The organism is Limnohabitans sp. 2KL-51 (assembly GCF_003063645.1).
Classification (GTDB): domain Bacteria; phylum Pseudomonadota; class Gammaproteobacteria; order Burkholderiales; family Burkholderiaceae_C; genus Limnohabitans_A.
This window is the reverse complement of the sequence record NZ_NESJ01000003.1, coordinates 132,666-155,428: the sequence shown is the minus strand read 5'-3', so window position 1 is coordinate 155,428 and position 22,763 is coordinate 132,666. Positions and strand designations below refer to the sequence as shown.

Here is a 22,763-nt window from a genome sequence, read left to right as displayed (position 1 = left end):
CTTGAACCGATGTTGAAGGAGCTGACCCCTGTCGGCTTTGGATTTAGACGACACCTCAAAAACCTGTCGCTGGTCTGATTTTGTAGGAGCCCACCCCGTGGGCGATGGGCGTGTACCTGCCCTCACAAATCCATCGCCCACGGGGTGGGCTCCTATAAGCCAAGGTTCATTCGCAGTTCAAGCCATTTTGGAGACAAAGCATGTTCCCTTGCATCGACACACTCAGCGCAGAATCGGCCCATGAGCGCGGCCAAATTTATGGACAACAGGCCAAGGGCCGCATCCAGCACAGCGTGGTCACTTACGCCCGTTTGTTTGCCGCCTGTGGCATCGACTGGGCCAGCGCTTGCGAGCGCGCCATGCGCTTTGAGCCGGTGATTGAGCAGGTCGATGCCGACCTCATGACTGAACTGCGCGGCATGGCCCAAGGCAGTGGCCAAAGCCTGGGTAGCCTGATGGCGCTGAACTGCCGCACCGAAATTTTGCCGGCCACGTTTTTCACCGACGAGCCGCAGCTGGCCCATGCCGCCTTGGCCGCCAACCGTGCAGCGGGCCTGCCCGACTGGCTGGCCGATGCGCCCTGGGACGGCGCTTTGAAAGATGGCGAATGCACCGCCATGGGCGTGACCGCCTCCGCCAGCCAAACGGGCCAAGCCTGGCTGGCGCAAAACTGGGACTGGATGGGCCGCCAGCGCGAAGCCCTGGTGCTGTTGCACACCCAGGGCCCCAGCGGCCAAAGCATCACCACCCTCACCGAAGCGGGCATGCTGGCCAAGATCGGCATCAACCAATCGGGCTTTGCGCTGGGCCTGAACATCCTGCGCTCCAACCGTGACGGCAGCCGCCTTGGCGTGCCAGTGCATGTGCTGCTGCGGCATTTGCTCGATTGCGATTCCTTGGCGCATGCCCGTGAGCGTTTGCAGGTTTTGCAGTCTGATCAGGGGCTGGGTTTTGGTGCCGCTTCCAACGTGCCCTGCGCCGATGCCGAGGGCCAGGCCGCCTGCTTTGAAGTCTCGCCCGCAGGTTGGGCCGAGGTCACGCCCACCGATGGCGTGGTGGTGCACACCAACCATTTTGTATGTGAATCGCTGTTGGCTGAGCAAGCCCCCATGGGCCTGGGTTTGTCGAGCCACAACCGGCTGAGCACTGCCGGGCAACACGCTTTGAAAACCCCCATCGGTCAAGCCGATCTGGAGCGCTTCTTGCGTGACGAGTCCGATGGCTTTTTGTCCATCTGCCGCAGCCCCGATCCCAGCGTGCCGCCCGAAAGCCGGGTCGAAAGCGTGGCGGGCATCGTCATGCAAACCCAGCCTCCGGCCATGTGGGTGGCCTGCGACGTGCCCAGCCGCGTGGCGTTTGAATCGGTGCCTTTGGCCGCTGCGGCCAACCAACTCAAGGGGAGACAGGGTCAGGCCATCGCTGCTTGAGCAAGTCCAGCACATCCTGCCAGGCCTGCGGGCCCGTCACAGGGTTGCGTCCAGCGTGAACGCCCAGACCCGGATGTTGGCCATTCGGTACGCGAGGCAAGTGTTGGACTTGCCCCACCGGGTTGTCAAAACCGTGGTGGCTGTCCGGGTACAGCTTGAAGCTCATGCCAGATTGCTGGCCCAAAGCCACACAGGGCGCCGCAGGCGTCCAATTGTCTGCCGCCCCCAGCAGCATGTGCACGGGCCAGCTCGGCTGATAAGCCCGGCGCAGTGCGTCCTTGCAGCCTGGGTAAAAGGCCAGCGCCACGTCGGGTGTCACACTGGGCTGAGGGATTTTTTGCTGGCTGTCCGAACTGGCCAGCACGGTGTTGCCGCCATTCGACCAGCCCAGCAAGGCCACGCGTTGGCGATCCGTCCATGCTTGTTGGGCCAGCCAAGCCAATGTGGCGTGAACGTCGCTGAGCCGATGGCTTTGCCTGACTTGGCGTGACGCCATGCTTTGTTCGCACAAACTGGTTTCCTGTCGGGGTGTGAGGCTGTCAGGCCAAACCACGCTGTAGCCTTGTGCCAGTAACAAATCGGTCATACCTTGATGGCGTGCACTGAGCTGGCCTTTGCGAGAGCCGACGGTGGCATAGATGCCGCCGCACCCGTGCAAAGCGATCACCACTGGGCGGGGGGTGTCATGGGTCTTTTGCAGTGGGTGAAAGACCCAAGTTTTCAGCGCCAGACCGTTGATTCCCGGAACCAGCTCGGAAACGGGTTGAGCATGTGCCGATGGCCCCAGCCCCAAGCCAAAGCACAGCCAAAGACCGCAGCGGTGCAGGTACTGAAGTAAGTGCACAACCCTCACCGTATCCCGTGTTGACCCAGGTGCCGTACTGCAGCTGACACACGCATGCCCAACTGCAGGCCGTGCGCCAGGGCCAGCGGGTTCAGGCCATTGACCACGCCATTGTCCAGCCCGTCTTGCGCCTCGCCAATACGCGCCGAGGTGTGCGCATACAAAATGGCCAACACGCCCACGGCCTGCAATTCATGCAGCGCCACACGGCCTGCATCGTCCTTGCCGCCACCGGCATCGTTGAAGGCCACCGCAAAGGGTTTGTGGGTCTGCGCCGTCACAAAATGCGAGGCCGACAAGCCCCCGTGCGAGCCCGACACGATTACTGTGCCAGCATGGCTGGCGTTGACCAGCGCGATCGAGTCCAGCAACACCAGTGCGCGTTGGGTCATCGCGTTTCTCTGGCCACATCCTGCTCGAAGCTGGCTTCCTTCAAGGGGGCTTTTTCGGCCATCCAGCCGCTGTAGACGGTTTGGAAGTCGGCCACGATCTGCGCCAGCGGCATGTCGTCAAAGGTGCCGCGCTGGTTGACGTATTCCATGTGCCGGTTACCGGCCTTGTCAAAGGGGTGGTAAATAGAATCGTTGCGTCCGTCAAATTCCAAAGGCAAAAGGCCGAACTTGTCGCACAGCTCGATGTTGAAGGCGGGCGTGGCCTTGACCCATTGGCCGTCCAGCCAGATGTCGGCATAGCCGTGCCAAATGAACACATCGGTCTGCATGGTCTGGCGCAAGCGCTCGGTGCTCAGGTGGTTGCGCACATCGGCGTAACCCACCCGGGCATGCAGCCCGGCGGCGCGGCAGGCGGCGGCCATCAGGGCCGCTTTGGGCACGCACCAGCCCGAACCCTGGGCAATGACCGAGCTGGCGCGCATGCCTTCGGTGGACAGCTCGATGCGGTAAGGGTCATAGCGGAACTGGTCGCGCACTGCCAGGTACAGGGACACCGCGCGTTCACGGTCGGTGTCGCCTTGCGCGTGCTGGCGCGCCAAGGCGATCACGTCGGGGTGGTCGCTGTCGATCAAGGCCGTGGCGGCCAGCGTGGCGGGGGAGGGCAGGTTGGTCATGCGGTTCACTGTAGCGCGTGCGCCAGCGCCGGGCTGTCACGCTGGCTATAGTGTCTTCATGGTGCTTGGCAAGCGCAACACAAGGAGACACGGGCATGGCCTCGGTTTTGAATTTTGGAGCGGTGCGTGTGCACCTGGGAGAAAAGTCGGGCAAATACCCCGATGGCAACCAGCTGATCGTGCAGGGGGCCGACATGCGCGTGGCCTTTGACACGCCCGAGGTGGCCAACCGCATCGGCCCTGAGCTGGACACGGTGGATCTGGTCATCCTGGGCCATGTGCACGAGGACCACATGGCGGGGCTGCACCGCCTGACCCACGCCCCTGTGCAGGTGCACGAGGCCGACTTGGCCGCCGCGCAATCGTGGGATGGCCTTTGCCAACACTACGGCTATCCCGCCGAGGTGCTGGAAGCCATGCACGCCATCGTGCAAAAGGATTTTCATTACCAACCCCGGCCCGACGCCACCGGCTACAGCGACGGCGCGCTATGGGACCTGGGTGGTGGCGTGCGCGTGCGGGCGCACCACCTGCCGGGCCACACGGCGGGGCACTGCGCCCTGGTGGTCGAAAGCGAAGGTCTGGCCTTCATTGGCGACATCGACCTGAGCGGCTTTGGCCCGTATTACGGCGACGCCACCTCCAACTTGAGCGACTTTCGGCACACCCTGAAAAAAGTCGCCGAGCTGGACGCCCGCATCTGGGCCACTTCGCACCACAAGTCGGTCATCACCGACCGGGCGCAGTTTTTGGCCGATCTGGCACGCTTTGCCAGCAAGATCGACGAGCGCAGCGCACAACTGCTGGGCTATTTGCAGACCCCGAACAGCCTTCATGAGCTGGTCAGCCGCCGCCTGTTGTATCCGCAAGGCTACGACGTGCCCTTTGTGCCTTGCGCCGAACGCAACACCATCGACATGCACCTGGAAGAGCTGCTGGCACAGGGGCAAATCCAATCCTTGGAAGATGGCCGCTTTGTGGCGGTGTGAAGCCTTTTCACCATTTCATTAGGAGATTCCTATGACCCCCGAACAACTCTTGCAACACCACGACCAAGCCCGTTTGTGGGGCCAGGCCCCCGGTGTGGTGGGCGGTCCCGACACCGCTGCTGCCTACCAACAAGCCCTGGTCGTGCGCCAGTTGCGCCAACAGCGAGGCGAAGTGGCCAAGGGCTACAAGGTTGGCTTTACCAACCGCACGCTGTGGCAACGCTACGACGTGTTTGGCCCCATGTGGGGCACGGTCTGGGACACAGGCCTCAGCTTTGCCGAGCCCGCCCCATCGGGGAGGGCCGAGGTCAGCATCGACCTGACCCACACTTGCCAGCCCCGGCTGGAGCCCGAAATTGTTTTTGGCATGAAGGCCACGCCAGCGGCCAACGCCAGCATGCAGCAGCTGTTCGAAGCCATCGACTGGATCGCACCGGGTTTTGAGGTCGTGCAGTCGCATTGCCTGGACTGGAAGTTCACCGCCACCGACACCATGGCCGACAGCGGCCTGCACGCCCGCTTGCTGGTGGGCCAGCGCCAGCTTGTCCAGCACCTGGCCGCCGATGCGCAGGCCCTGCACATCCTGCTGGCGCAGGCCCAAGTCACGTTGTTCAAAAATGACCAAGCGATGGAGCAGGGCACCGGCACCAACGTGCTCGACAGCCCGCTGAATGCATTGCACCACTTTTTGAAAGAACTGCGCCAATGCCCTGGCGCGGTGGACCTGCAGGCAGGCGACGTGATCACCACCGGTACCTGGACCGACGCCTGGCCGCTGCAGGTGGGAGAAAACTGGAGAGCCGAGTTTTCTGCGCCGCTGGGCTGCTTGAGCGCCCGCATACGCTGATGGCGGTGCACTAGGCGAGCCACAAGGCGGGGGCATAAAAAAACGCCCCGAGCGGGAAAGCCTGGGGCGTAAATCAACAAAAATGTCAGACAACTGCAAGAAGCGTGACGAGATCAGTATACTGTAAATATATACAGTACTTTGCAGCTTCGATCTTGATCCACCCTTTACCCACCATGCCCTTGCCACGCCGCCGCCGAGACGACTTTGAAGACAGCCGGGTCTACGAATACCCCCAGCACCTGCGCGAGGCCATCGAAGATGCGCCCACTGGGGCCGGCGTTTATATCTTTCACGGCCAAGAAGGCGACTTGCCGCTTTACATCGGCAAAAGCATCAACATCCGTGCGCGATTGCTGTCACACCTGCGCACGCCTGACGAGGCCCGCATGCTGCGCCAAACCCAGCGCATCAGCCACATCCGCACGGCCGGCGAGATTGGCGCGCTGCTGCTGGAGGCGCAAATGATCAAAGCCCAGCACCCGCTGTTCAACCAAAAACTGCGCCGCAACCAACAGCTGTGTAGCCTGCAACTGACGGGTGAAGTGCCGCAAGTGGTCTATGCCCGCGACATCGACTTTGCCAGTCAGCCCGAGCTGTATGGCCTGTACGCCAGCCGCCATGCGGCGCTGGATACGCTGCGCACCATCGCCGACCAAAACAAGCTGTGTTACGGCCCATTGGGCCTGGAAAAACTGCCCCCCGGCAAAGCCTGCTTCAGGGCCGCCATTCGCCAATGTGCGGGTGTGTGCCGGGGCGATGAAACCCCCGAAGCGCACCGCGAGCGCTTGTTCCGCAGCTTGCTGGCGCTGCGTGTGGAATGCTGGCCCTACCCGGGCGCGGTGGGTTTGGTGGAACGCGATGACGAACTCACGCAAATCCACGTCGTGAAGCACTGGTGCTATTTGGGCAGCGCCCCCACCCCCGACGCGGCCCGCCAACTGAGCCAAACGGCCAGCCAAGTGGCCGCGAACTTTGATGCCGATGGCTACAAGATTTTGTGCCGCCCGGTGCTCACGGGGAGTGTGGAGATTGTGTTGTTGTGAAAGGCCTGTGCAATCCATCGTGGGCGGCGGTCAACTTGGACGCATTGGGGGCCAAGAGGGTGACGGATACGGTGAATTGGCGGCGAGAGAACAATTAGACTTCATGGGTCGTTTTTCGGAGAATAAAAAAATGACCACAAAAAGCCAACGGATCGGTCCTGTGAAACCCATGCTGCGCATGGCTTTGCGCCCATTCATGAAACACGGTGCCCGCTTGACCGGCGTGTGCTTGGTGCTGCTGCCCGTCTGGGCCGTCGGGGCATCTTTGGATGGGCGCTGGCAAGGCACCCTGAGCTGCTCGCAGAGTTTATTGAATCAAAACCCTGCCTATAGCACCAGCATCCACATCGATGTGGTCGGCATAACAGGCAAGGGTCTGAAAAAAGATGCCCAAACCACCGAGTCCTTTGATTTGCAAGTGATGCCCTCCAACAGGGTGCAGATGCAGTCTGTGGGGCGTCGCATGTCGGATGCAGCGCCGCGCTGGTTCACCCGCATGGAAGGTGAGAGCGTGGGTGACGCCATCAAGCTCACAGGCCGCATGTTGGGCAGCGATGGGGCTACGCTGGTCCGGGCGAATTGTTCTGCACTCTTGGCCAGAGCCGGTAGCGATCTGAAGGACGATGATTTGGCTGCGCTGCATGAGCAGCGGACTGCAGAAGTACTGCGCGACATGGCGGCTTCCGGGTCAGCGGCGACGCTGGCACCACCCAGGCCCAATGAGCCCGCGAGCGCCGAGCCAGCGCGTCCTGCGACAGGACCGGATCACCGGGGGTTTCGCATCCGCGAGGTGCCGCCCAGCGCCAAGCCGCTGACTTTCAAAGATATGCAGGCTGGCCCGGGCGGCTTGCCGCTTGGCAAGGCGGGGGCCATTTATTTGCCGGAAGACTGGTTGACCGGTGATGGGCAGTCTTGGCACTACCGCTCGGCGGCTCGCGCAAGTGTTGCCCCGGTTGCGGTGCGCCCGCCCCGTGTTGAGGAAGCCAAGGTCATCGACCAGGCCCAAGCCCTGATGGGGCGCGTGGAGTCCCGGGTCATGGTCTTGATTGCAGACGGTGCCATCGTGGATGTCATCACCACAGGGGGCATTCAATTCAACACCAGGCTGTTGAGCGCCAGCATGGGCAAAACTGTGGCGGCCCTGGCGGCAGGCAAAGCGGTGTGTGCCGGGCACTTGAAGATGGACCAGCGTGTGGACAGTTTGCTGCCGGGGATGGTGGGCAAGGACTTGGGGGCTGCCACGCTGCGGGATGTCTTGATGATGGCTTCGGGCACAACAGAGCCGTCTCAGGGTGACTACGTTGGCACATTGCCGCAAGAGGTTCGTCATTATCTGGAAGGCTCAGGCAATCTGGAGCAGTTGCTCGAAACCCCGCGCCAATCGACGGCGCAACGCGGTGTGTTCAGCAAGCTCAAACCGGGTGAGCGTTTCAGCTACAAGTCGCGTGATCCGCATGTGGTGGCCATGATGATCGAGCGAGCGGTGGGCATGTCCGCAACGCGGTGGGTGGATGAGCAACTTTTGCGCGCGTTCAATGCCGAGCATCCCGTGATTTTGGGCACCGACCGCAGCGGCTATTTTCATGGTGCAGCAGGCGTGGTGCGCATGGCCCTGATCGACTGGATACGGTTTGCGATGTATGTCGACCAACAGCGTCGGGGCGACACTTGCTTTGCCCGCTTCATTCGAGACCTGGGCACCACGCAGATTCGTGCGCCGGGCGTGATGAACAGCATCGGTGGGTATGGCTACTTGACCTGGACCGACAACGCCTTGGCGCCCAACAGCTTCTGGGCCGCCGGTTATGGTGGGCAACGCATTGCCTGGAGCACCGACCCGACCAACCAGCGGGTGTTTGTGCTCTTCAGCAATTCGGCTGACAGACATGCCGACCAGATTTACCCTGTCGCCAGAGGGTGGCTGGCACTGGGCGGCAAATAGTTTGTGAGGGGTGATTGAAATGGAACGATCAATGAACGTGCGGACAAAAAATTTGCTCGTTTTGGGTTTGGCATCCCTCGCTATTTTTTATGGTGGGGCGGCGCTTGCACAAAACAACAAGGGCCAAATTGAAAGCGATCAATTTTGGGCTGATTTTTCCAAAGGTTTGGAATGGCTGCCCACGTCCAAGTCCATTTCTGCGGCGCCCACACCCTCCCATTTGGAGGTGGCGCCAGAAAGTTTGAATTCCAGCTTGACCCCTGTGGTCGATCAGGCCTTTGATCCCGATGTTCACCGCATCGTTATCCTGTCGCACAAGCGCAGCGTCATCCACCGCAAATACAACGAAAAATGGGTCAACGACAAGTCTCGCCCCTCCAGTGCATCGATGGCCAAAAGCTTGACGGCTTTGGCGGTTGGCAAAGCCATTTGCAGTGGCGCCATCGGCAATTTGGACGAGAACGCCACGGTCTACGCCAGCAGGCTGCGCGGCACCTCTTGGGGTAACGCCAAGATCCGACATTTGTTGGCGATGAGCAGCGGCTCGAACAAACCCGTTTATTCGCCCACTGGTTCGCCCACACCTCAGGTTCAAGCCGAGACACTGGCCAAGTCGTACCAAGGCAACATGACGCATGACTTCATCAGCCTCATGGCCAAAGCCGATGAAAAGTACTCTGCCTCGGGGCAACAGGGCTTGTACAACAACCTTGACACACAGGCCTTGGCCTTCTTGGTGGAAGACGCCACCCGTCAAAAGTTCATTGAATTTTTTGAACGTGAGATTTGGCACGCCATAGGTGCCAGCCAAGGTGGTTCCTGGTCGCACAACAGTCTGGGCCAGGTTGCGGCCTTTTCGGGTTTTACGGCCCATCCTTATGACTGGATCCGGTTGGGGCATTACGTCCTGGAGGAGCGCGCCAAAGACACCTGCTTTGGCAAATTCCTGAAAGAAGCCACGACACGGCAAAGCGAGGTGGTTTTACCCAATGGCTCTGCCGCTTACGGTTTTCAAATATGGCTGGGTTGCGGCGCCGTTGATACCTTTTGCTTTTTGGGCCACGGCGGGCAGCGCTTGCAAATGAGCCCTTCAACAGGTCTGGTGATGTACGTGCATGCCACCAGTTTTTCAGCCAGCCAACCTATTGTGACCATGTACCGGAATGTGGCCAGTCGCTACCCGAAGTAACTTCAAAGCATCGCAAGGTGATGGATGGCTTGGGGGGGAGTTGTTGCGGATCAGGGTCAAAAAGGGGGGATTGGGCCGATGCCATGAGCAATGGGATTGACTTTGCTTATCCTCGTTCATCTTGACTCCCGTACCCTTTCACCCATGAAAATCCACCTGCAAACGCCCGAGGAAATCCGCCCGCAGATCTGGAAGTAGCTGGGCCGCGCCAGCCAAGACCGGCACCACGAGTGGCGCACGCCTGTTCTCGCCTCTGTCGATCCAGACGGCTTGCCTAACGCACGCACCGTGGTGCTGCGACAGGTGGATGCGTTGGCCGGACAGTTGACTTTTTACACCGACAGCCGCAGCCCCAAAGTGGCGCAATTGCAGACGCAAGCTTCAGCGATGTTGGTGTTCTGGAGTGCCCGTTTGAGTTGGCAATTGCGGGTGCGGGTGGCCTGTTCGGTCATCACCGCAGGCCCGGAGGTCGAGGCGATTTGGCAAGGGGTCAAGCAGTCGGCGGCTGCGAGCGATTATTTGTCGCCTGAGCCACCGGGGGCTGTGTTGCCACAAGGCGGTTCGGCAGAGGCTGTAACGGTCAACAGCGGCGTGACAGCGCACAGCTTTGCTATTTTGCGTGCGCAGGTGCTTCAGATGGACTGGCTGGAGTTGTCGCACGAAGGGCATCGCCGGGCAAAGCTGAGCGCCAACACCTGGGCGTGGCTGATGCCCTGATTGCTTTCAGCCCGTGTCGTCTCGCATGCGCTTCAGTTGCGCTCCGTCCACCGCCAAACGCACACCCAAAGAACCACTGCCCGCTCGCACCGGGAATTTACGCAAACCGATGTCGAGCGCCTCGATGGCTGGGTAAGCTGAGCATGCTTGCACGATGCGCGTGATCAGCCGCTCTTGGGTTTCGTAAAGCCCATCGGCCGCCAGTCGTTCGATCTCGATCACCAGCGGGTCGTAATCGAACACATGCGCCATGCCGTCTTGGACAATCAACACCAGATCGGGAGCGATCCACAGGGTCAAATCCAGCGCGTGGTAATCGGGCACAGTGTCGCCGGGGGCATACGTGCCAATGCGGGTCGCCAGGTGAAAGTCTTTCAGCTCAATCCGGCTGGTTGTAGGTGCAGTGGTCATAAATTTGGACAGGGTTCAGTGCCGGTTTTGGAGCCGTTGACTTTTGCGGCTTTTTTCAAAAAACGCATCGGGCTTGGTTTGCACCCAACGGATAAAGCGGGCCATCTCTTCGGGCTGCTTCAAGGCGTCGACCGTGGCATAGGTGCGGGCCAATTCGGTCTCGGTGAACAGCGCATGGATTTGGCGGTGGCAAATGCGGTGCAGCACCACGGTTTGTGCGCCTCCGTGTGACTTGGGCACCAGATGGTGTGCGTCTTGTTGGCTGGGCGGAATGGCGCGCTCGCACAGCGGACATAGGGCGTCAACACCGCGCGGTGCGGGCAGGCTTTCAAGCTGGGCTTGAATGAGTTTTTTACGAATGCGCCCTGTCACGGCTGCAAGACTGTATTGACCATCGCCTAAGGCTACAACAGACCGCCAGCGGCACATGCCGCACCAGGCGATTGATCCCGACAGCGGTCAGGGCATCAGATCAATCAAGATCTCGTTGCGGCGGTTCCACGGCAATGTGAACGGGTCGTCGTAGCGGGCGACTTGGGCTGTGGGGCTCAGCTTGAGTTGGCGAGCCTGCGCCCAGGCCCGCAGGCGCTCGGTCTGCTCCTGGATGCTCGCTTGCGTGGTGAAGCCGCCAAAGCGCACTGCCACCGTCTCGTGCTCGGGCACGGGGCGCAGCTGGATTTGCGGGTTGAGTGGCTGGGGCAGGGACTGCACACTTTCGGCGGATGGCATCACAAAATGCACGCGCCAGCCATCGGACTCGGGTGTGACGGTGACAGGCGCGGTCATCGAAATCTTGCGCTTTTCGCCCAGCCCGGCTTGCATGTTGTCGCCAAAAATATAAGACGCGATGCGCCGAAAACCGCTGCTGCTGGCGGCATCGAAGTCGCCACTGATTTGGGTTTGGGCCACCGTGAAGGCGGCGTAGCGCCGCACCTCAAAAGGCGGGTCTGAAACGAGCACGGTGTAGCGCGGTTCTTCAACGGCCATGGCGGCTCCACAAAAAAAGAACAAGACGGTTGAAAAGAGGGGTGACAAAAAGGGGAAAAGCCAGCGCATCATGGAAAAAGTCAGTGTTGGGGTGGGTATTTTGAAACAAATTCATCGTAGCAGTATTGGTCTCTTGCCGCACGCAAACTGCCTTTCCTTGTACCTGTGTGCGCCATCACGCCAGACCCAGTGCTGCTGCCTTGCGGTGATGGACTGGTAAAAAAGCAAAGTGTGGCGCATGAAAAATGAGCCTCTGTTAGCATTTGCCATCAGCTCATCACCGTTCACATTTCGGGATTCCAGACATGCAAAACCGCATCGCACGCGCCATCGCCATTGGGCTTTTCGCTGGGCTCAGCTTGGCCCCAGCGGCCTACAGCCAAAGCCCATCCCAGCCGCTGGTTTTAAAGGTGGCCAACCAAGGCGACGTGCTGTCGCTCGATCCGCACTCGCTCAATGAGGCGGTGCAGTTGTCTTTTCTGAACAATGTTTTCGAGTCTCTGGTCACCCGCGACAAGCAGCTGCGCTTGGGTCCGTCGCTGGCTACGGCCTGGCGGCTCAAGTCGCCAACCGTGTGGCAATTTGACTTAAGGCAGCGCGTGGTCTTTCACGATGGTGCTTCGTTTGATGCCGACGATGCGGTGTTCTCCTTGGACCGCGCGCGGGGCGAGGGCTCGGATGTGCGTTCGCAATTGGCCACGGTCAAGGAAGTGCGCAAAACGGGGCCCTACCAGATCGAGATTGAGACGTCGCGACCCAACCCGATCCTGCCGGATGTCATGTCCAACATCCTGATCCTGAACAAAAAATGGGCCGAAACCAACAACGCCACCCGACCGGTTGATCGCCGTAAAGGTGTGGAGAACGCCGCCACGTTCAAGGCCAACGGCACGGGACCCTTCACCTTGAAAGAGCGTCAGCCCGGCGTGCGCACCGTGATTGTTCGCAATGCCAGCTGGTGGGGACAGCACGAAACCAACATCGACGAAGTGTTGTTCATGCCGATTGCCAACGACGGCACGCGCGTCGCAGCGCTGGTTTCTGGAGATGTGGACCTGATTGATCCGGTGCCCCTGCAAGACTTCCAGCGCGTCAAGGAGCGACAGGGCTTGACTGTGTTGCAGTCCGCCGAAGCGCGCATCATTTTTCTCGGCTTTGATCAGCAGCGCGATGAATTGGTGGGCAGTAGCGTGAAAGGTAAAAACCCCTTCAAGGATGTGCGGGTGCGCAAGGCTTTCTACCAAGCCATCGACATCGACACCATTGCCAGCAAAGTCATGCGCGGCCTGGCCCGGCCCACGGGCGGCATGATCAATGACGGTATCCGCGGCTTTTCAGCCGACATGGAAAAGCGCCTGCCCTACGACCTGGATGCGGCGCGCAAGCTGCTGGCCGATGCGGGCTACCCGTCGGGATTCGAAATCACGATGCAGTGCCCCAACGATCGCTATGCGAACGACAGCGAAATTTGCCAGGCGGTTGCTGCGAACCTGGCACGCGTCAATGTGAAGGTGCGGCTTCAGGCTGAGCCCAAAGCAACCTACTTTCCGCGTGCGCTCAAGCGCGAGCTGTCGTTCTTTATGCTGGGGTGGTCGCCGGCCGGCTTTGACGCGCACAACCTGCTGTTCACCGTGCTGGCCTCCCCGGCGGGCGCACAGGGCCAGTGGAACTTCGGTGCCTACAGCAACCTACAGCTGGATGACCTGACCAACCGCATCCAGGTTGAGACCAACGAGGCGCAGCGCAACCGCCTGATCAAGGAGGCGCTGACACTGCATTCAAACGATATCGGCCACATCCCCTTGCACCAGCAGATGGTCACTTGGGGTGCCAAATCCAATATCGACGCTTACCAGCGTGCAGACGGCTTCATGCTGTTCAAGTGGATCAAGTTCAAGAAATGACCGTGTTATGGGCAGCGCACTTGGCATACCCAACAGGAGTTTAGGCTCAGGTTTTGCATTCAAGCATTGTCTTGAAAAAACCGAAAAGCCCCCCAGTTCGGAGGCATGAGCGACCGCGTTGGGCCTGCGCATCAAGGCATTTGTTGCGCTGCGTGCTTTACCTTCAAGAGTTGGACGAGGTGCTTTTTGGGGCTATTCGGTGGCCAACACAATCACAGCACTCATGGCCAAGACACCGCCCGGCAAAGCCCAATCGGACTAGCTTGAAGGCAATCCACAAAAGACCCAGGCCACCAACCAACATGGCAGAGCGAACCACAATGGCGCCAACTGTGCCCCACATGATGGCTTTGTTTTGATGTTCAGGCGGAAGGTTGCGCGCAGCAAGCGCAATGACGATGGCGTTGTCGCCAGCTAAAACCAAATCAATAAGAATGATGGCCAGCAACGCTGACCACCATGGCATTGAGAACAATTCCATGAAAGACCTTCAATAACGATCAGGCAAGTCGAGGTGCCAAAAGGCACCACAACACGAGAGATCGAAGGTCTTGCTTTGCTTGTAATGAATCAGTTATATGCCCAACAAACCGGAAGTAAAAACTCCGTAATGACGATTTGTTGATCTCGACGTGCGCCTGGAGGCTGTACTGAGCACGAGGAAATTGAGCTACTCCCCAACGATACTTCGATTAGAAATGAAGACGCCCAGATTGATAACTGGGGCATCGTTTAAGCCCATATTTTGTAGGGTTTTTCAAGACATTGCCCGTTCACGCTTCCTTTTGAGCAAAGTGAGAATGGCCATTTTTCCCTGTCCATTCCCACCAGCAACTGTGCCCACATCACGCAAGCTGTATGCAGAACCGGACGCTTGAACCCCAACCCGCGGGCCCCGGTGCCTCGCCCCCGTTCTTCCGTCAAGGCGGGCTAAGCCACTGCACCGCCATGTCGGTCAACAGGGCCAGGGCGGCTTGCTGGGTGAGGGTGCTGGGGCGTTGCGCACTGATGGCAGTGGTCAGCTGAATGTGCAGGGCCGGTTGCTTCAGCGGCCGCACCAAAAACGCCGATGGCCGCACCGAGCGCATGACGGCGTTGCGCGGCAAGATGGCGTAGCCCGCGCCGTCGGCCACCAAGTCCAGGATGGCGCTCACGCCGTCGATCTCCAGCGCAATGAGTGGGCGACAGCCGATGGCGGCCATTTCAGACTCCACATGCATGCGAATCGCATTGGGGCGTGTGGGAATCACCAAGGGCAGGGCGGCGACTTCTTGCAGGCTGATGGCGGGCGGGGGAGGGTCTTCTTGCAGGCCCGGTGGGCGCGGCTGCACCAGCAACAATTCTTCTTGCACCAGCGGGGTGTGCTCGATGCCAGCCACTTGGCTGGGGTTGTAGAGCACGGCGATGTCCAGGCGCCCGTTTTGCAGGTTTTCCTGCATCGCGCTCGACAGGCCTTCGCTGATGGACAGTTGGGCATCGGGCATCTTGACGCGAAAAGCTCGGGTCAAAGGCACTGTCAGCACCCGCGCCACGCTGGGCGGCAGGCCCAAAGCCACGCGCCCCGTCAGGCCCGTGCGCACCCGGCCCAGTTCCTCTCGCGCCCGCTCCACCTGGTACAAGATGCCTCGGCCGTGCTCCAACAGCAGCAGCCCGGCCTGGGTGGGGGTGGCGCCGCGCCCGTTGCGCACCAGCAGGTTTTGCCGCAGCTCGACTTCGAGCAGGCGCACCTGACGACTCAGCGCTGGCTGCGCGATGTTCAGGGCTTGGGCGGCCCGGGTAAAGCTGCCCAGTTCGGCTACGCGCACAAAGTATTCGAGTTGTTTGAGGTCCATGAATCGCCTTTCTGCGGGTTCGATTTTGTCATAACTAAGGCTTGGTTATGCATATTTGTTCTAACTGGTAGATGTGCCGGAGGCTGGGCGATACCTAGGGGATTGAGCACAATCAGGCCCTTGCCCCGTAGGTAGGCTGCTTCAGCCCCGACGCAGTGCTCTGGTGATGCATGTCGGGGCTAAAGCCTCCGACCTACCAAAGACATATTGGGGCACCCAATGTCCCCATTCGATCCAGTGACCCATGCCATCCGCGAGGAGAAAAAAATGAGCCAAACGAACCCCTTGATCATTGACGTGCACGGCCACTACACCACCGCCCCCAAGGCGCTGGAAGACTGGCGCAACAAGCAGATTGCAGGCATCAAAGACCCGGCGTCCATGCCCAAAGTGTCTGAGCTGAAAATCAGCGACGACGAACTGCGCGAGACCATTGAGACCAACCAGCTGGCCAAGATGAAAGAGCGTGGCTCGGACATCACCATCTTCAGCCCCCGCGCCAGCTTCATGGCCCACCACATTGGTGACTTCAATGTCTCGTCCACCTGGGCGGCCATCTGCAACGAGCTGTGCTACCGCGTGGCGCAACTCTTCCCCGACCACTTCGTGCCTGCGGCCATGCTGCCCCAGTCGCCCGGTGTGGACCCGGCCACTTGTATCCCCGAGCTGATCAAGTGCGTCGAGCAGTACGGCAACGTGGGCATCAACCTGAACCCCGATCCATCGGGTGGCCACTGGACATCGCCACCCTTGAGCGACAAGGCTTGGTACCCCATTTATGAAAAAATGGTTGAGTACGACATTCCCGCCATGATCCATGTGAGCACCAGCTGCAACAGCTGCTTTCACACCACGGGCGCGCATTACCTGAACGCCGACACCACCGCCTTCATGCAGTGCTTGACCAGTGATCTGTTCAAAGACTTCCCGACGCTGAAGTTCTTGATCCCGCACGGCGGCGGCGCGGTGCCCTACCATTGGGGTCGTTTCCGGGGCTTGGCGCAAGAACTCAAAAAACCTTTGCTTTCCGAGCACCTGCTCAACAACATCTTCTTTGACACCTGCGTGTACCACCAGCCTGGCATTGATTTGCTGACCAAGGTGATCCCGGTCAAGAACATTTTGTTTGCTTCGGAGATGATCGGTGCGGTGCGTGGTATCGACCCCGAAACTGGCCACTACTTTGACGACACCAAGCGCTATGTGCAAGCCACGGCCAACCTCAACGACGAAGAGCGTTACATGGTTTATGAAGGCAATGCCCGTCGCGTCTTCAAGCGGCTGGACGATCAGCTGAAGGCCCAAGGCCGATAAACACTTTGTAAAACGCTTTGTAGGAGCCCACCCCGTGGGCGATGGATTGTTGGGTCTTGCCGCTGATTCAAGGTGTCAATCTCAACGTCACATCGCCCACAGGGGTGGGCTCCTACGAAGTCCCCAACCCGTTTGCATAGACAGGAGAAAACCATGTACGAACTCGGCGTTGTTTACCGCAACATCACCCGCGCAGACCGCGCAGCCACCGATGCCCTGGCGGCTCTGGGATCGGCCACCGTGCACGAAGCCATGGGCCGTGTCGGCCTCATGAAACCTTACATGCGACCCATCTATGCGGGGGCACAAATCTCCGGCACCGCCGTTACCGTGCTGCTGCACCCCGGCGACAACTGGATGATGCACGTGGTGGCCGAGCAGATTCAGCCCGGCGACATCGTGGTCGCGGCCATCACCGCCGAATGCACAGACGGCTACTTTGGTGACCTGCTGGCCACGTCCTTCATGGCCCGTGGCGCACGGGCTCTCATCATCGATGCCGGTGTGCGTGATGTGAAAGAGTTGACACGGATGGGATTCCCCGCATGGAGCAAAGCCATCAGCAGCAAGGGCACGATCAAGGCGACCATCGGCTCGGTGAACATACCCGTGGTGTGTGCCGGCATGATCGTCCACCCCGGCGACGCGATCGTGGCCGATGACGATGGCGTGGTCTGTGTGCCCCAAGCCTTGGTGGTCAAGACACTGGAAGCGGCACAAGCCCGTGAAGCCAACGAGGGTGCCAAGCGCGAAAAATTGGCCCAAGGCGTACTGGGCTTGGACATGTACAAGATGCGCGAGCCGCTGGCGGCCGCAGGCCTCAACTACATCGATTGATTTTGACTTTGTAGGAGCCCACCCCTGTGGGCGATGGCTGGTGGACCCTGTTGCGTTTCATCGCCCCCGGGGTGGGCTCCTACAAAAAAGACACATTAAAAGGCGTTCGACATGAATAAACCGACCACAGGTGACTTCACCAAAACCGCTGGCTGGATGGACTGGTACACCGGCCCGTCCCAACCTCGATTCCAACTGCCCGCAGGTGCGGTGGACGCGCACTGCCATGTGTTTGGCCCCGGCGCAGAGTTTCCTTACGCGCCCGAGCGCAAATACACCCCTTGCGACGCCAGCAAGCACCAGCTGTATGCGCTGCGTAACCACCTGGGCTTTGCCCGCAATGTGGTGGTGCAAGCCACCTGCCACGGCGCGGACAACCGTGCCATGGTCGATGCCTTGGTCAACTCGGGAGGCATGGCGCGTGGCGTGGCCACCGTCAAGCGCAGCGTGACCGACCAAGAAATTCAAGCCATGCACGACGCTGGTGTGCGCGGCGTGCGTTTTAACTTCGTCAAGCGTTTGGTGGACTTCACGCCCAAAGACGAGCTGATGGAGATCGCGGGCCGCATCCAGAAATGGGGTTGGCACGTGGTCATTTACTTTGAAGCCGTGGACCTGCCCGAGCTGTGGGATTTCTTCACCGCGCTGCCCACCACCGTGGTGGTGGACCACATGGGCCGCCCCGATGTGTCGCTGCCGGTGGATGGTCCGCAGTTTGCGCTGTTTCAGAAGTTCATGCGTGAGCACACCAACGTGTGGAGCAAGGTGTCTTGCCCAGAGCGTTTGTCGGTCACTGGCCCCAAGGCCTTGAACGGTGAACAGAACGCATACCAAGACGTGATCCCGTTTGCCAAGCGCATCGTGGAGGAGTTCCCCGATCGCGTCCTGTGGGGCACCGACTGGCCACACCCCAACCTGAAAGACCACATGCCCGACGACGGCTTGCTTGTGGACTTTATCCCGCACATCGCCACCTCACCCGAGTTGCAGCGCAAGCTGCTGGTGGACAACCCGATGCGTTTGTATTGGCCCGAAGAGAAATCCTGATCCCTTTTGCCGCCCAATCTACAACCTACCCCAACCTTTAGGAGACAAAGCATGCGCTACATCCCTTCACCTCTGCTCATGGCTTTCATGGCAGCATTTATGACAGGCACAGCCTTTGCTGCGCCGCAAGCCTTGCCCCTGAAGGCGGCTTGCGAGTCATTCAATGGAATCGAATTGCCCTCGCAAGTGATTGCCCTGCCCAGCGGTCCTGTGCGCATCGAGTCGGCTGCTTTGCAGGCTGCCAGAGCTCCTTCTGTGGTTGAGCGCGGCCCGACACCGGCTGCCCGTTTCAGTCCTGCCCTGCCGGAGTTTTGCCGTGTGTTGGGTGCGATTGCTCCCGTGGACCCTCAGGCGCCGCCGATCCGCTTTCAGATCAATCTGCCGATGACCTGGAATGGCCGATCGGTGCAGTACGGTGGTGGTGGGTTCAACGGTGTCTTGATCAACGCCTTGGCCATGATTCCTGCGGCACCGTTTGACCAGCCGGTGCCTTTGAGTCAAGGTTATGTGACGTACGGTACCGATTCTGGGCACCAAAACAAGCCCGGCGAGCCGCCGCAAACCTTTGCCCTGAACGATGAAGCCTTGCTCAACTTTGCCCATGCTTCCTACAAAAAGGTGCGCGACGTGGCGGTTGAGGTGATCAAGCGCAGCTATGGCCAAGGCCCACAGAAGTTGTATTTCGTGGGCAGTTCCGAAGGCGGGCGTGAAGGCTTGACCATGGCGCAGCGCTATCCGCAGGACTTTGACGGTATTTTCAGCCGCGTGCCCGTCATTCATTGGACGGGTTTGCAGCATGCGGGTCTGCGCGATGGCATGGCCTTGATGAATGGCGGTTGGATGGCCCCTGCTCAGGTCAAACTGGTGGGCCAAGCGGTGCTGACCGCTTGTGACGCCGCAGACGGCTTGGCCGACGGCGTGGTGTCCGACCCGGTGGGTTGCCGTCAGCGTTTTGATGTGCGCAAACTCCAATGCGAGGGCGCAGCCAACGACAGCTGTTTGACGGCGGCGCAAGTCAAAGCGGTGCAAACCCTGGGTTCCCCTTTGCGCATGGATGTGGAGTTGGCCAATGGCTTGCGTGAGTACCCCGGGCGCGGCCCCAGTGGTGAGGCCATTCCTGCATTTGCGGCCACGGGTGGCTGGATGGCCTGGTGGACTGGCGCCACAGCGCCTTCACTGCCTCCGCAGCCTAGCAATGGCATTGCCTGGTTCTATGGCGGTGGTGCGATCCAGTATTTTTACGCCCGCAACCCTTCACTGGATGTGACCACCTACCAAGCGCGTGACCATGCTGCACGGATCAAGGAGGTCTCGGCGTTGATGGACTCGACCAACCCTGATTTGTCGGCCTTTCACGCCCGAGGCGGCAAGCTGATCGTGCTGGAAAACATGGCTGACTATGCGCAAAGCCCGTATGCGGGTATTGGCTACTACGAGTCGGTGCGCCAGAAAATGGGCGCAGACACCACACAGGCGTTCATGCGTTTGTATACAGCACCTGGCGTCGACCATGTGGGCGCGGGCGCTCCTGCCAATGTCGACATGCTCAGCGCTTTGACTCAATGGGTTGAAAACGGTCAAGCTCCGGGGACTTTGGAGTTGCTCGATCAGTCGGTCAGCTTGCCGGTCAATTTGATCCGCACGCGGCCTTTGTGCCAGTGGCCTCTCGTGCCGCGTTACCAAGGTGGCGATGCAAACGCTGCGGCCAGCTTCAAGTGTTTGCAGTAAAGGAAAACTCATGGCTTTAGAAAAACCTTATTTGGACGTGCCCGGCACCATCATTTTTGATGCTGAACAATCGCGCAAAGGCTACTGGCTCAACCAATTTTGCATGTCGCTCATGAAGGCGGAAAACCGCGAAAGGTTCAAAGCCGGCGAACGCGCTTACCTGGACGAGTGGCAAATGACCGAAGAGCAAAAGCAGGCGGTGTTGGCCCGCGACCTTAATTGGTGCATGCGCACCGGCGGCAACATTTACTTCCTCGCCAAAATCGGCGCAACCGACGGCAAGAGCTTTCAGCAGATGGCAGGCTCCATGACCGGCATGACCGAAGAGGAATACCGCAACATGATGATCGCCGGCGGCCGTAGCGTAGAAGGCAATCGCTACATCGGCGAAAACGGCACGGCTCAAGCACACAACCAGCCCCAAGGCACAGCCGGTAAAAAACTTTAATTGGGGTCAGATCCCAATTATTTGGAGAAAGCAACACATGGCCAAAATCACCGCATCCGTTTTCACCTCGCATGTGCCCGCCATCGGCGCGGCCATGGACCTGGGCAAGACGCAAGAAGACTACTGGAAGCCCGTGTTCGCGGGTTACGATTTCTCCAAGCAATGGATGAAGGACAACAAGCCAGACGTGATTTTCCTGGTGTTTAACGACCATGCCACAGCCTTCAGCTCCGACCTCATTCCAACCTTTGCCATTGGCACCGCCGCCGAGTACCAGCCCGCTGACGAAGGCTGGGGACCTCGGCCGGTGCCGGTGGTCAAAGGCCACCCCGAGCTGGCCAGTCACATTGCACAGTCTGTCATCCAGCAAGACTTTGACCTGACCATCGTCAACAAGATGGACGTGGACCACGGCCTGACTGTGCCCCTGTCACTCATGTGCGGCCCGCTGGACCCGGTCAAAGACGCCTGGCCTTGCCCGGTGATCCCTTTCGCTGTGAACGTGGTGCAGTACCCCGTGCCCAGCGGCCAGCGCTGCTTCAACCTGGGGCAGGCCATTCGCAAGGCGGTCGAAAGTTTCGACGAAGATCTGAACGTGCAGATCTGGGGCACGGGCGGCATGAGCCACCAGCTGCAGGGCGCGCGTGCGGGCCTGATCAACAGCGCGTGGGACAACGCCTGGCTGGACCAACTCATCAACGACCCTGCAGCCGCAGCGGCCACGCCGCACATCAACTATGTGCGCGAAGCGGGCAGCGAAGGCATTGAGCTGGTCATGTGGCTGATCGCCCGTGGCGCCATGAGCGACATCGAAGGCGGCCAGGCCACTGGCCCCGCGCCCCAACTGCGTCACCGCTTCTACCATGTGCCTGCCAGCAACACGGCGGTGGGGCACGTCATTTTGGAAAACAGCTGATGCGCTTGGTGGTCATCGCACCGCAGTCCCTGGGCCAAGGGCCGGGCGTGCAGTGCATCGCCCACAGGGGTGGGCTCCTACAAAGACAGAGCCGCTCTGGGATGGATCGCTCACAGGGGGGGGCTCCTGCAAAGACAGAACCGCTCTGGGATGGATCGCCCACAGGGGTGGGCTCCTACAAAGACAGAGCCGCTCCCTGTAGGAGCCCACCCTGTGGGCGATGGCTTATGAACTGTTGACACTTGCCCAACGCCTAACGCCCAACGCCGAAATTCGACATCACAACCCATTCAATCTTTTGGAGAAACACACATGAGAAAAACCATCAAAGTTGCCTTGGCGGGCGCAGGTGCCTTCGGCATCAAACACCTGGACGGCATCAAAAACATCGACGGTGTGGAAGTCGTCTCGCTGGTTGGCCGCGAGTTCGCCAAAACCAAAGAGGTGGCTGACAAATACAGCATCGGTCACGTCACTACAGACCTGAACGAGTCGCTGGCTTTGAAAGAAGTCGATGCCGTCATCTTGTGCACGCCCACGCAAATGCACGCCAGCCAGACCCTGGCCTGCCTGCAGGCGGGCAAGCACGTACAGGTCGAGATTCCGCTGTGCGATGTCTACAAAGAAGGCCAGGAAGTTCTGCGTGTACAAAAGGAAACCGGTCTGGTGGCCATGGTGGGTCACACCCGCCGTTTCAACCCCAGCCACCAGTGGGTGAACCACAAGATCAAGGCCGGTGAGTTCAACATCCAGCAGATGGATGTACAAACCTATTTTTTCCGCCGCACCAACATGAACGCGCTGGGCCAGGCCCGCAGCTGGACCGACCACCTGCTCTGGCACCACGCCGCGCACACGGTGGATCTGTTCGCTTACCAATGCGGCAGCCCCATCGTTAAAGCCAATGCCGTACAGGGGCCGATCCACCCCACTTTGGGTATCGCCATGGACATGAGCATCCAGCTCCAGGCCGCCAATGGTGCCATTTGCACTTTGAGCTTGTCATTCAACAACGACGGCCCGCTGGGCACTTACTTCCGCTACATCGGCGACACCGGCACCTACCTGGCGCGTTACGACGACCTGTTCACAGGCAAGGAAGAAAAGATCGATGTGTCGCAAGTGGCGGTGTCGATGAACGGCATCGAGTTGCAGGACCGTGAGTTTTTCGCGGCGATCCGTGAAGGCCGTGAGCCCAACAGCTCGATCGCCCAAGTATTGCCCTGTTACCAGGTCCTGCACGACCTCGAACTGCAATTGGCTTGAGCATGG

23 protein-coding genes and 1 pseudogene are annotated in these 22,763 nt (G+C 59.9%); 16 read left to right on the top strand and 8 right to left on the bottom strand.

Going from position 1 to position 22,763, the window contains the following annotated elements:
- Positions 1 to 200: 200 nt before the first annotated feature.
- Positions 201 to 1,427: a C45 family peptidase gene (locus B9Z49_RS03855; RefSeq protein WP_108352112.1), complete on the top strand. Its 1,227-nt coding sequence runs from the start codon at positions 201 to 203 to the stop codon at positions 1,425 to 1,427.
- On the opposite strand, the gene B9Z49_RS03850 is transcribed toward B9Z49_RS03855, so the two are convergent.
- The 3 genes from B9Z49_RS03850 to B9Z49_RS03845 are packed head-to-tail and all read right to left on the bottom strand — an operon-like array spanning position 1,393 to position 3,337.
- Positions 1,393 to 2,271 (bottom strand): dienelactone hydrolase family protein, encoded by an 879-nt coding sequence (locus B9Z49_RS03850; RefSeq protein ID WP_158273415.1) that lies wholly within the window; start codon positions 2,269 to 2,271, stop codon positions 1,393 to 1,395. The two genes, B9Z49_RS03855 and B9Z49_RS03850, sit on opposite strands and share 35 nt — an antisense overlap.
- Before the next feature lie 5 nt (positions 2,272 to 2,276).
- Positions 2,277 to 2,663, bottom strand: coding sequence for a hypothetical protein (locus B9Z49_RS21735; protein WP_158273414.1), 387 nt, complete (start codon positions 2,661 to 2,663; stop codon positions 2,277 to 2,279).
- Positions 2,660 to 3,337, bottom strand: a complete 678-nt coding sequence (locus B9Z49_RS03845) for a transglutaminase family protein (RefSeq protein WP_108352110.1) — start codon at positions 3,335 to 3,337, stop codon at positions 2,660 to 2,662. The genes B9Z49_RS21735 and B9Z49_RS03845 overlap by 4 nt, the downstream gene beginning before the upstream one ends.
- A gap of 95 nt (positions 3,338 to 3,432) precedes the next feature.
- On the opposite strand from B9Z49_RS03845, the gene B9Z49_RS03840 reads away from it, so the two are divergent.
- From B9Z49_RS03840 to B9Z49_RS03815, 6 genes are all read left to right on the top strand, one after another.
- Positions 3,433 to 4,326: an MBL fold metallo-hydrolase gene (locus tag B9Z49_RS03840; protein WP_108352109.1), complete on the top strand. Its 894-nt coding sequence runs from the start codon at positions 3,433 to 3,435 to the stop codon at positions 4,324 to 4,326.
- Positions 4,327 to 4,357: 31 nt separating this feature from the next.
- Positions 4,358 to 5,173 carry a 2-keto-4-pentenoate hydratase gene (locus tag B9Z49_RS03835; protein WP_108352108.1) on the top strand — a complete coding sequence of 272 codons (816 nt, stop codon included), beginning with the start codon at positions 4,358 to 4,360 and terminating at the stop codon, positions 5,171 to 5,173.
- 176 nt (positions 5,174 to 5,349) lie between these two features.
- A complete protein-coding gene (cho, locus tag B9Z49_RS03830) occupies positions 5,350 to 6,219 on the top strand; it encodes an excinuclease Cho (RefSeq protein WP_108352107.1) in 870 nt (289 codons plus the stop codon).
- 130 nt (positions 6,220 to 6,349) lie between these two features.
- The gene (locus B9Z49_RS03825) at positions 6,350 to 8,161 is read left to right on the top strand and encodes a serine hydrolase (RefSeq protein ID WP_158273413.1); all 1,812 of its coding nucleotides are present in this window, start codon (positions 6,350 to 6,352) and stop codon (positions 8,159 to 8,161) included.
- A 31-nt stretch (positions 8,162 to 8,192) separates the two neighbouring features.
- Complete coding sequence (locus B9Z49_RS03820; protein WP_158273412.1) at positions 8,193 to 9,350, top strand: serine hydrolase; 1,158 nt, start codon at positions 8,193 to 8,195, stop codon at positions 9,348 to 9,350.
- A gap of 198 nt (positions 9,351 to 9,548) precedes the next feature.
- The gene (locus tag B9Z49_RS03815; RefSeq protein WP_255418859.1) at positions 9,549 to 10,067 is read left to right on the top strand and encodes a pyridoxamine 5'-phosphate oxidase family protein; all 519 of its coding nucleotides are present in this window, start codon (positions 9,549 to 9,551) and stop codon (positions 10,065 to 10,067) included.
- Between the two features lie 6 nt (positions 10,068 to 10,073).
- On the opposite strand, the gene B9Z49_RS03810 is transcribed toward B9Z49_RS03815, so the two are convergent.
- From B9Z49_RS03810 to B9Z49_RS03800, 3 genes are all read right to left on the bottom strand, one after another.
- Positions 10,074 to 10,478 carry a dihydroneopterin aldolase gene (locus tag B9Z49_RS03810; protein ID WP_108352104.1) on the bottom strand — a complete coding sequence of 135 codons (405 nt, stop codon included), beginning with the start codon at positions 10,476 to 10,478 and terminating at the stop codon, positions 10,074 to 10,076.
- A 15-nt stretch (positions 10,479 to 10,493) separates the two neighbouring features.
- Positions 10,494 to 10,850 carry an HNH endonuclease signature motif containing protein gene (locus B9Z49_RS03805; protein WP_233254497.1) on the bottom strand — a complete coding sequence of 119 codons (357 nt, stop codon included), beginning with the start codon at positions 10,848 to 10,850 and terminating at the stop codon, positions 10,494 to 10,496.
- Between the two features lie 87 nt (positions 10,851 to 10,937).
- Positions 10,938 to 11,465 carry a heme-binding protein gene (locus B9Z49_RS03800; protein WP_199224975.1) on the bottom strand — a complete coding sequence of 176 codons (528 nt, stop codon included), beginning with the start codon at positions 11,463 to 11,465 and terminating at the stop codon, positions 10,938 to 10,940.
- On the opposite strand from B9Z49_RS03800, the gene B9Z49_RS22000 reads away from it, so the two are divergent.
- Positions 11,464 to 11,685, top strand: a complete 222-nt coding sequence (locus B9Z49_RS22000) for a hypothetical protein (protein WP_199224974.1) — start codon at positions 11,464 to 11,466, stop codon at positions 11,683 to 11,685. The genes B9Z49_RS03800 and B9Z49_RS22000 overlap by 2 nt on opposite strands.
- Before the next feature lie 85 nt (positions 11,686 to 11,770).
- A complete protein-coding gene (locus B9Z49_RS03795; RefSeq protein ID WP_108352103.1) occupies positions 11,771 to 13,369 on the top strand; it encodes an ABC transporter substrate-binding protein in 1,599 nt (532 codons plus the stop codon).
- A 256-nt stretch (positions 13,370 to 13,625) separates the two neighbouring features.
- On the opposite strand, the pseudogene B9Z49_RS03790 reads toward B9Z49_RS03795, so the two are convergent.
- Both B9Z49_RS03790 and B9Z49_RS03785 read right to left on the bottom strand, forming a co-directional pair.
- Positions 13,626 to 13,850, bottom strand: a pseudogene (locus B9Z49_RS03790) (TerC family protein); the annotation flags it as partial.
- 439 nt (positions 13,851 to 14,289) lie between these two features.
- Positions 14,290 to 15,201 (bottom strand): LysR substrate-binding domain-containing protein, encoded by a 912-nt coding sequence (locus B9Z49_RS03785; RefSeq protein WP_108352102.1) that lies wholly within the window; start codon positions 15,199 to 15,201, stop codon positions 14,290 to 14,292.
- Between the two features lie 285 nt (positions 15,202 to 15,486).
- On the opposite strand from B9Z49_RS03785, the gene B9Z49_RS03780 reads away from it, so the two are divergent.
- The 7 genes from B9Z49_RS03780 to B9Z49_RS03750 all read left to right on the top strand — a co-directional run bounded on the left by B9Z49_RS03780 (position 15,487) and on the right by B9Z49_RS03750 (position 22,757).
- On the top strand, positions 15,487 to 16,515 hold the full coding sequence (locus tag B9Z49_RS03780) for an amidohydrolase family protein (RefSeq protein WP_108352265.1): 1,029 nt from the start codon (positions 15,487 to 15,489) through the stop codon (positions 16,513 to 16,515).
- Between the two features lie 153 nt (positions 16,516 to 16,668).
- On the top strand, positions 16,669 to 17,352 hold the full coding sequence (gene ligK / locus B9Z49_RS03775) for a 4-carboxy-4-hydroxy-2-oxoadipate aldolase/oxaloacetate decarboxylase (RefSeq protein WP_108352101.1): 684 nt from the start codon (positions 16,669 to 16,671) through the stop codon (positions 17,350 to 17,352).
- Between the two features lie 111 nt (positions 17,353 to 17,463).
- Positions 17,464 to 18,399, top strand: a complete 936-nt coding sequence (locus B9Z49_RS03770; RefSeq protein WP_108352100.1) for an amidohydrolase family protein — start codon at positions 17,464 to 17,466, stop codon at positions 18,397 to 18,399.
- Positions 18,400 to 18,450: 51 nt separating this feature from the next.
- Positions 18,451 to 20,127 (top strand): tannase/feruloyl esterase family alpha/beta hydrolase, encoded by a 1,677-nt coding sequence (locus B9Z49_RS03765; protein WP_199224973.1) that lies wholly within the window; start codon positions 18,451 to 18,453, stop codon positions 20,125 to 20,127.
- A 10-nt stretch (positions 20,128 to 20,137) separates the two neighbouring features.
- On the top strand, positions 20,138 to 20,575 hold the full coding sequence (ligA, locus tag B9Z49_RS03760) for a protocatechuate 4,5-dioxygenase subunit alpha (RefSeq protein WP_108352099.1): 438 nt from the start codon (positions 20,138 to 20,140) through the stop codon (positions 20,573 to 20,575).
- 37 nt (positions 20,576 to 20,612) lie between these two features.
- Complete coding sequence (locus tag B9Z49_RS03755) at positions 20,613 to 21,491, top strand: class III extradiol dioxygenase subunit beta (RefSeq protein WP_108352098.1); 879 nt, start codon at positions 20,613 to 20,615, stop codon at positions 21,489 to 21,491.
- Positions 21,492 to 21,803: 312 nt separating this feature from the next.
- A complete protein-coding gene (locus B9Z49_RS03750; RefSeq protein WP_108352097.1) occupies positions 21,804 to 22,757 on the top strand; it encodes a Gfo/Idh/MocA family oxidoreductase in 954 nt (317 codons plus the stop codon).
- The last annotated feature ends 6 nt before the right edge of the window (positions 22,758 to 22,763 follow it).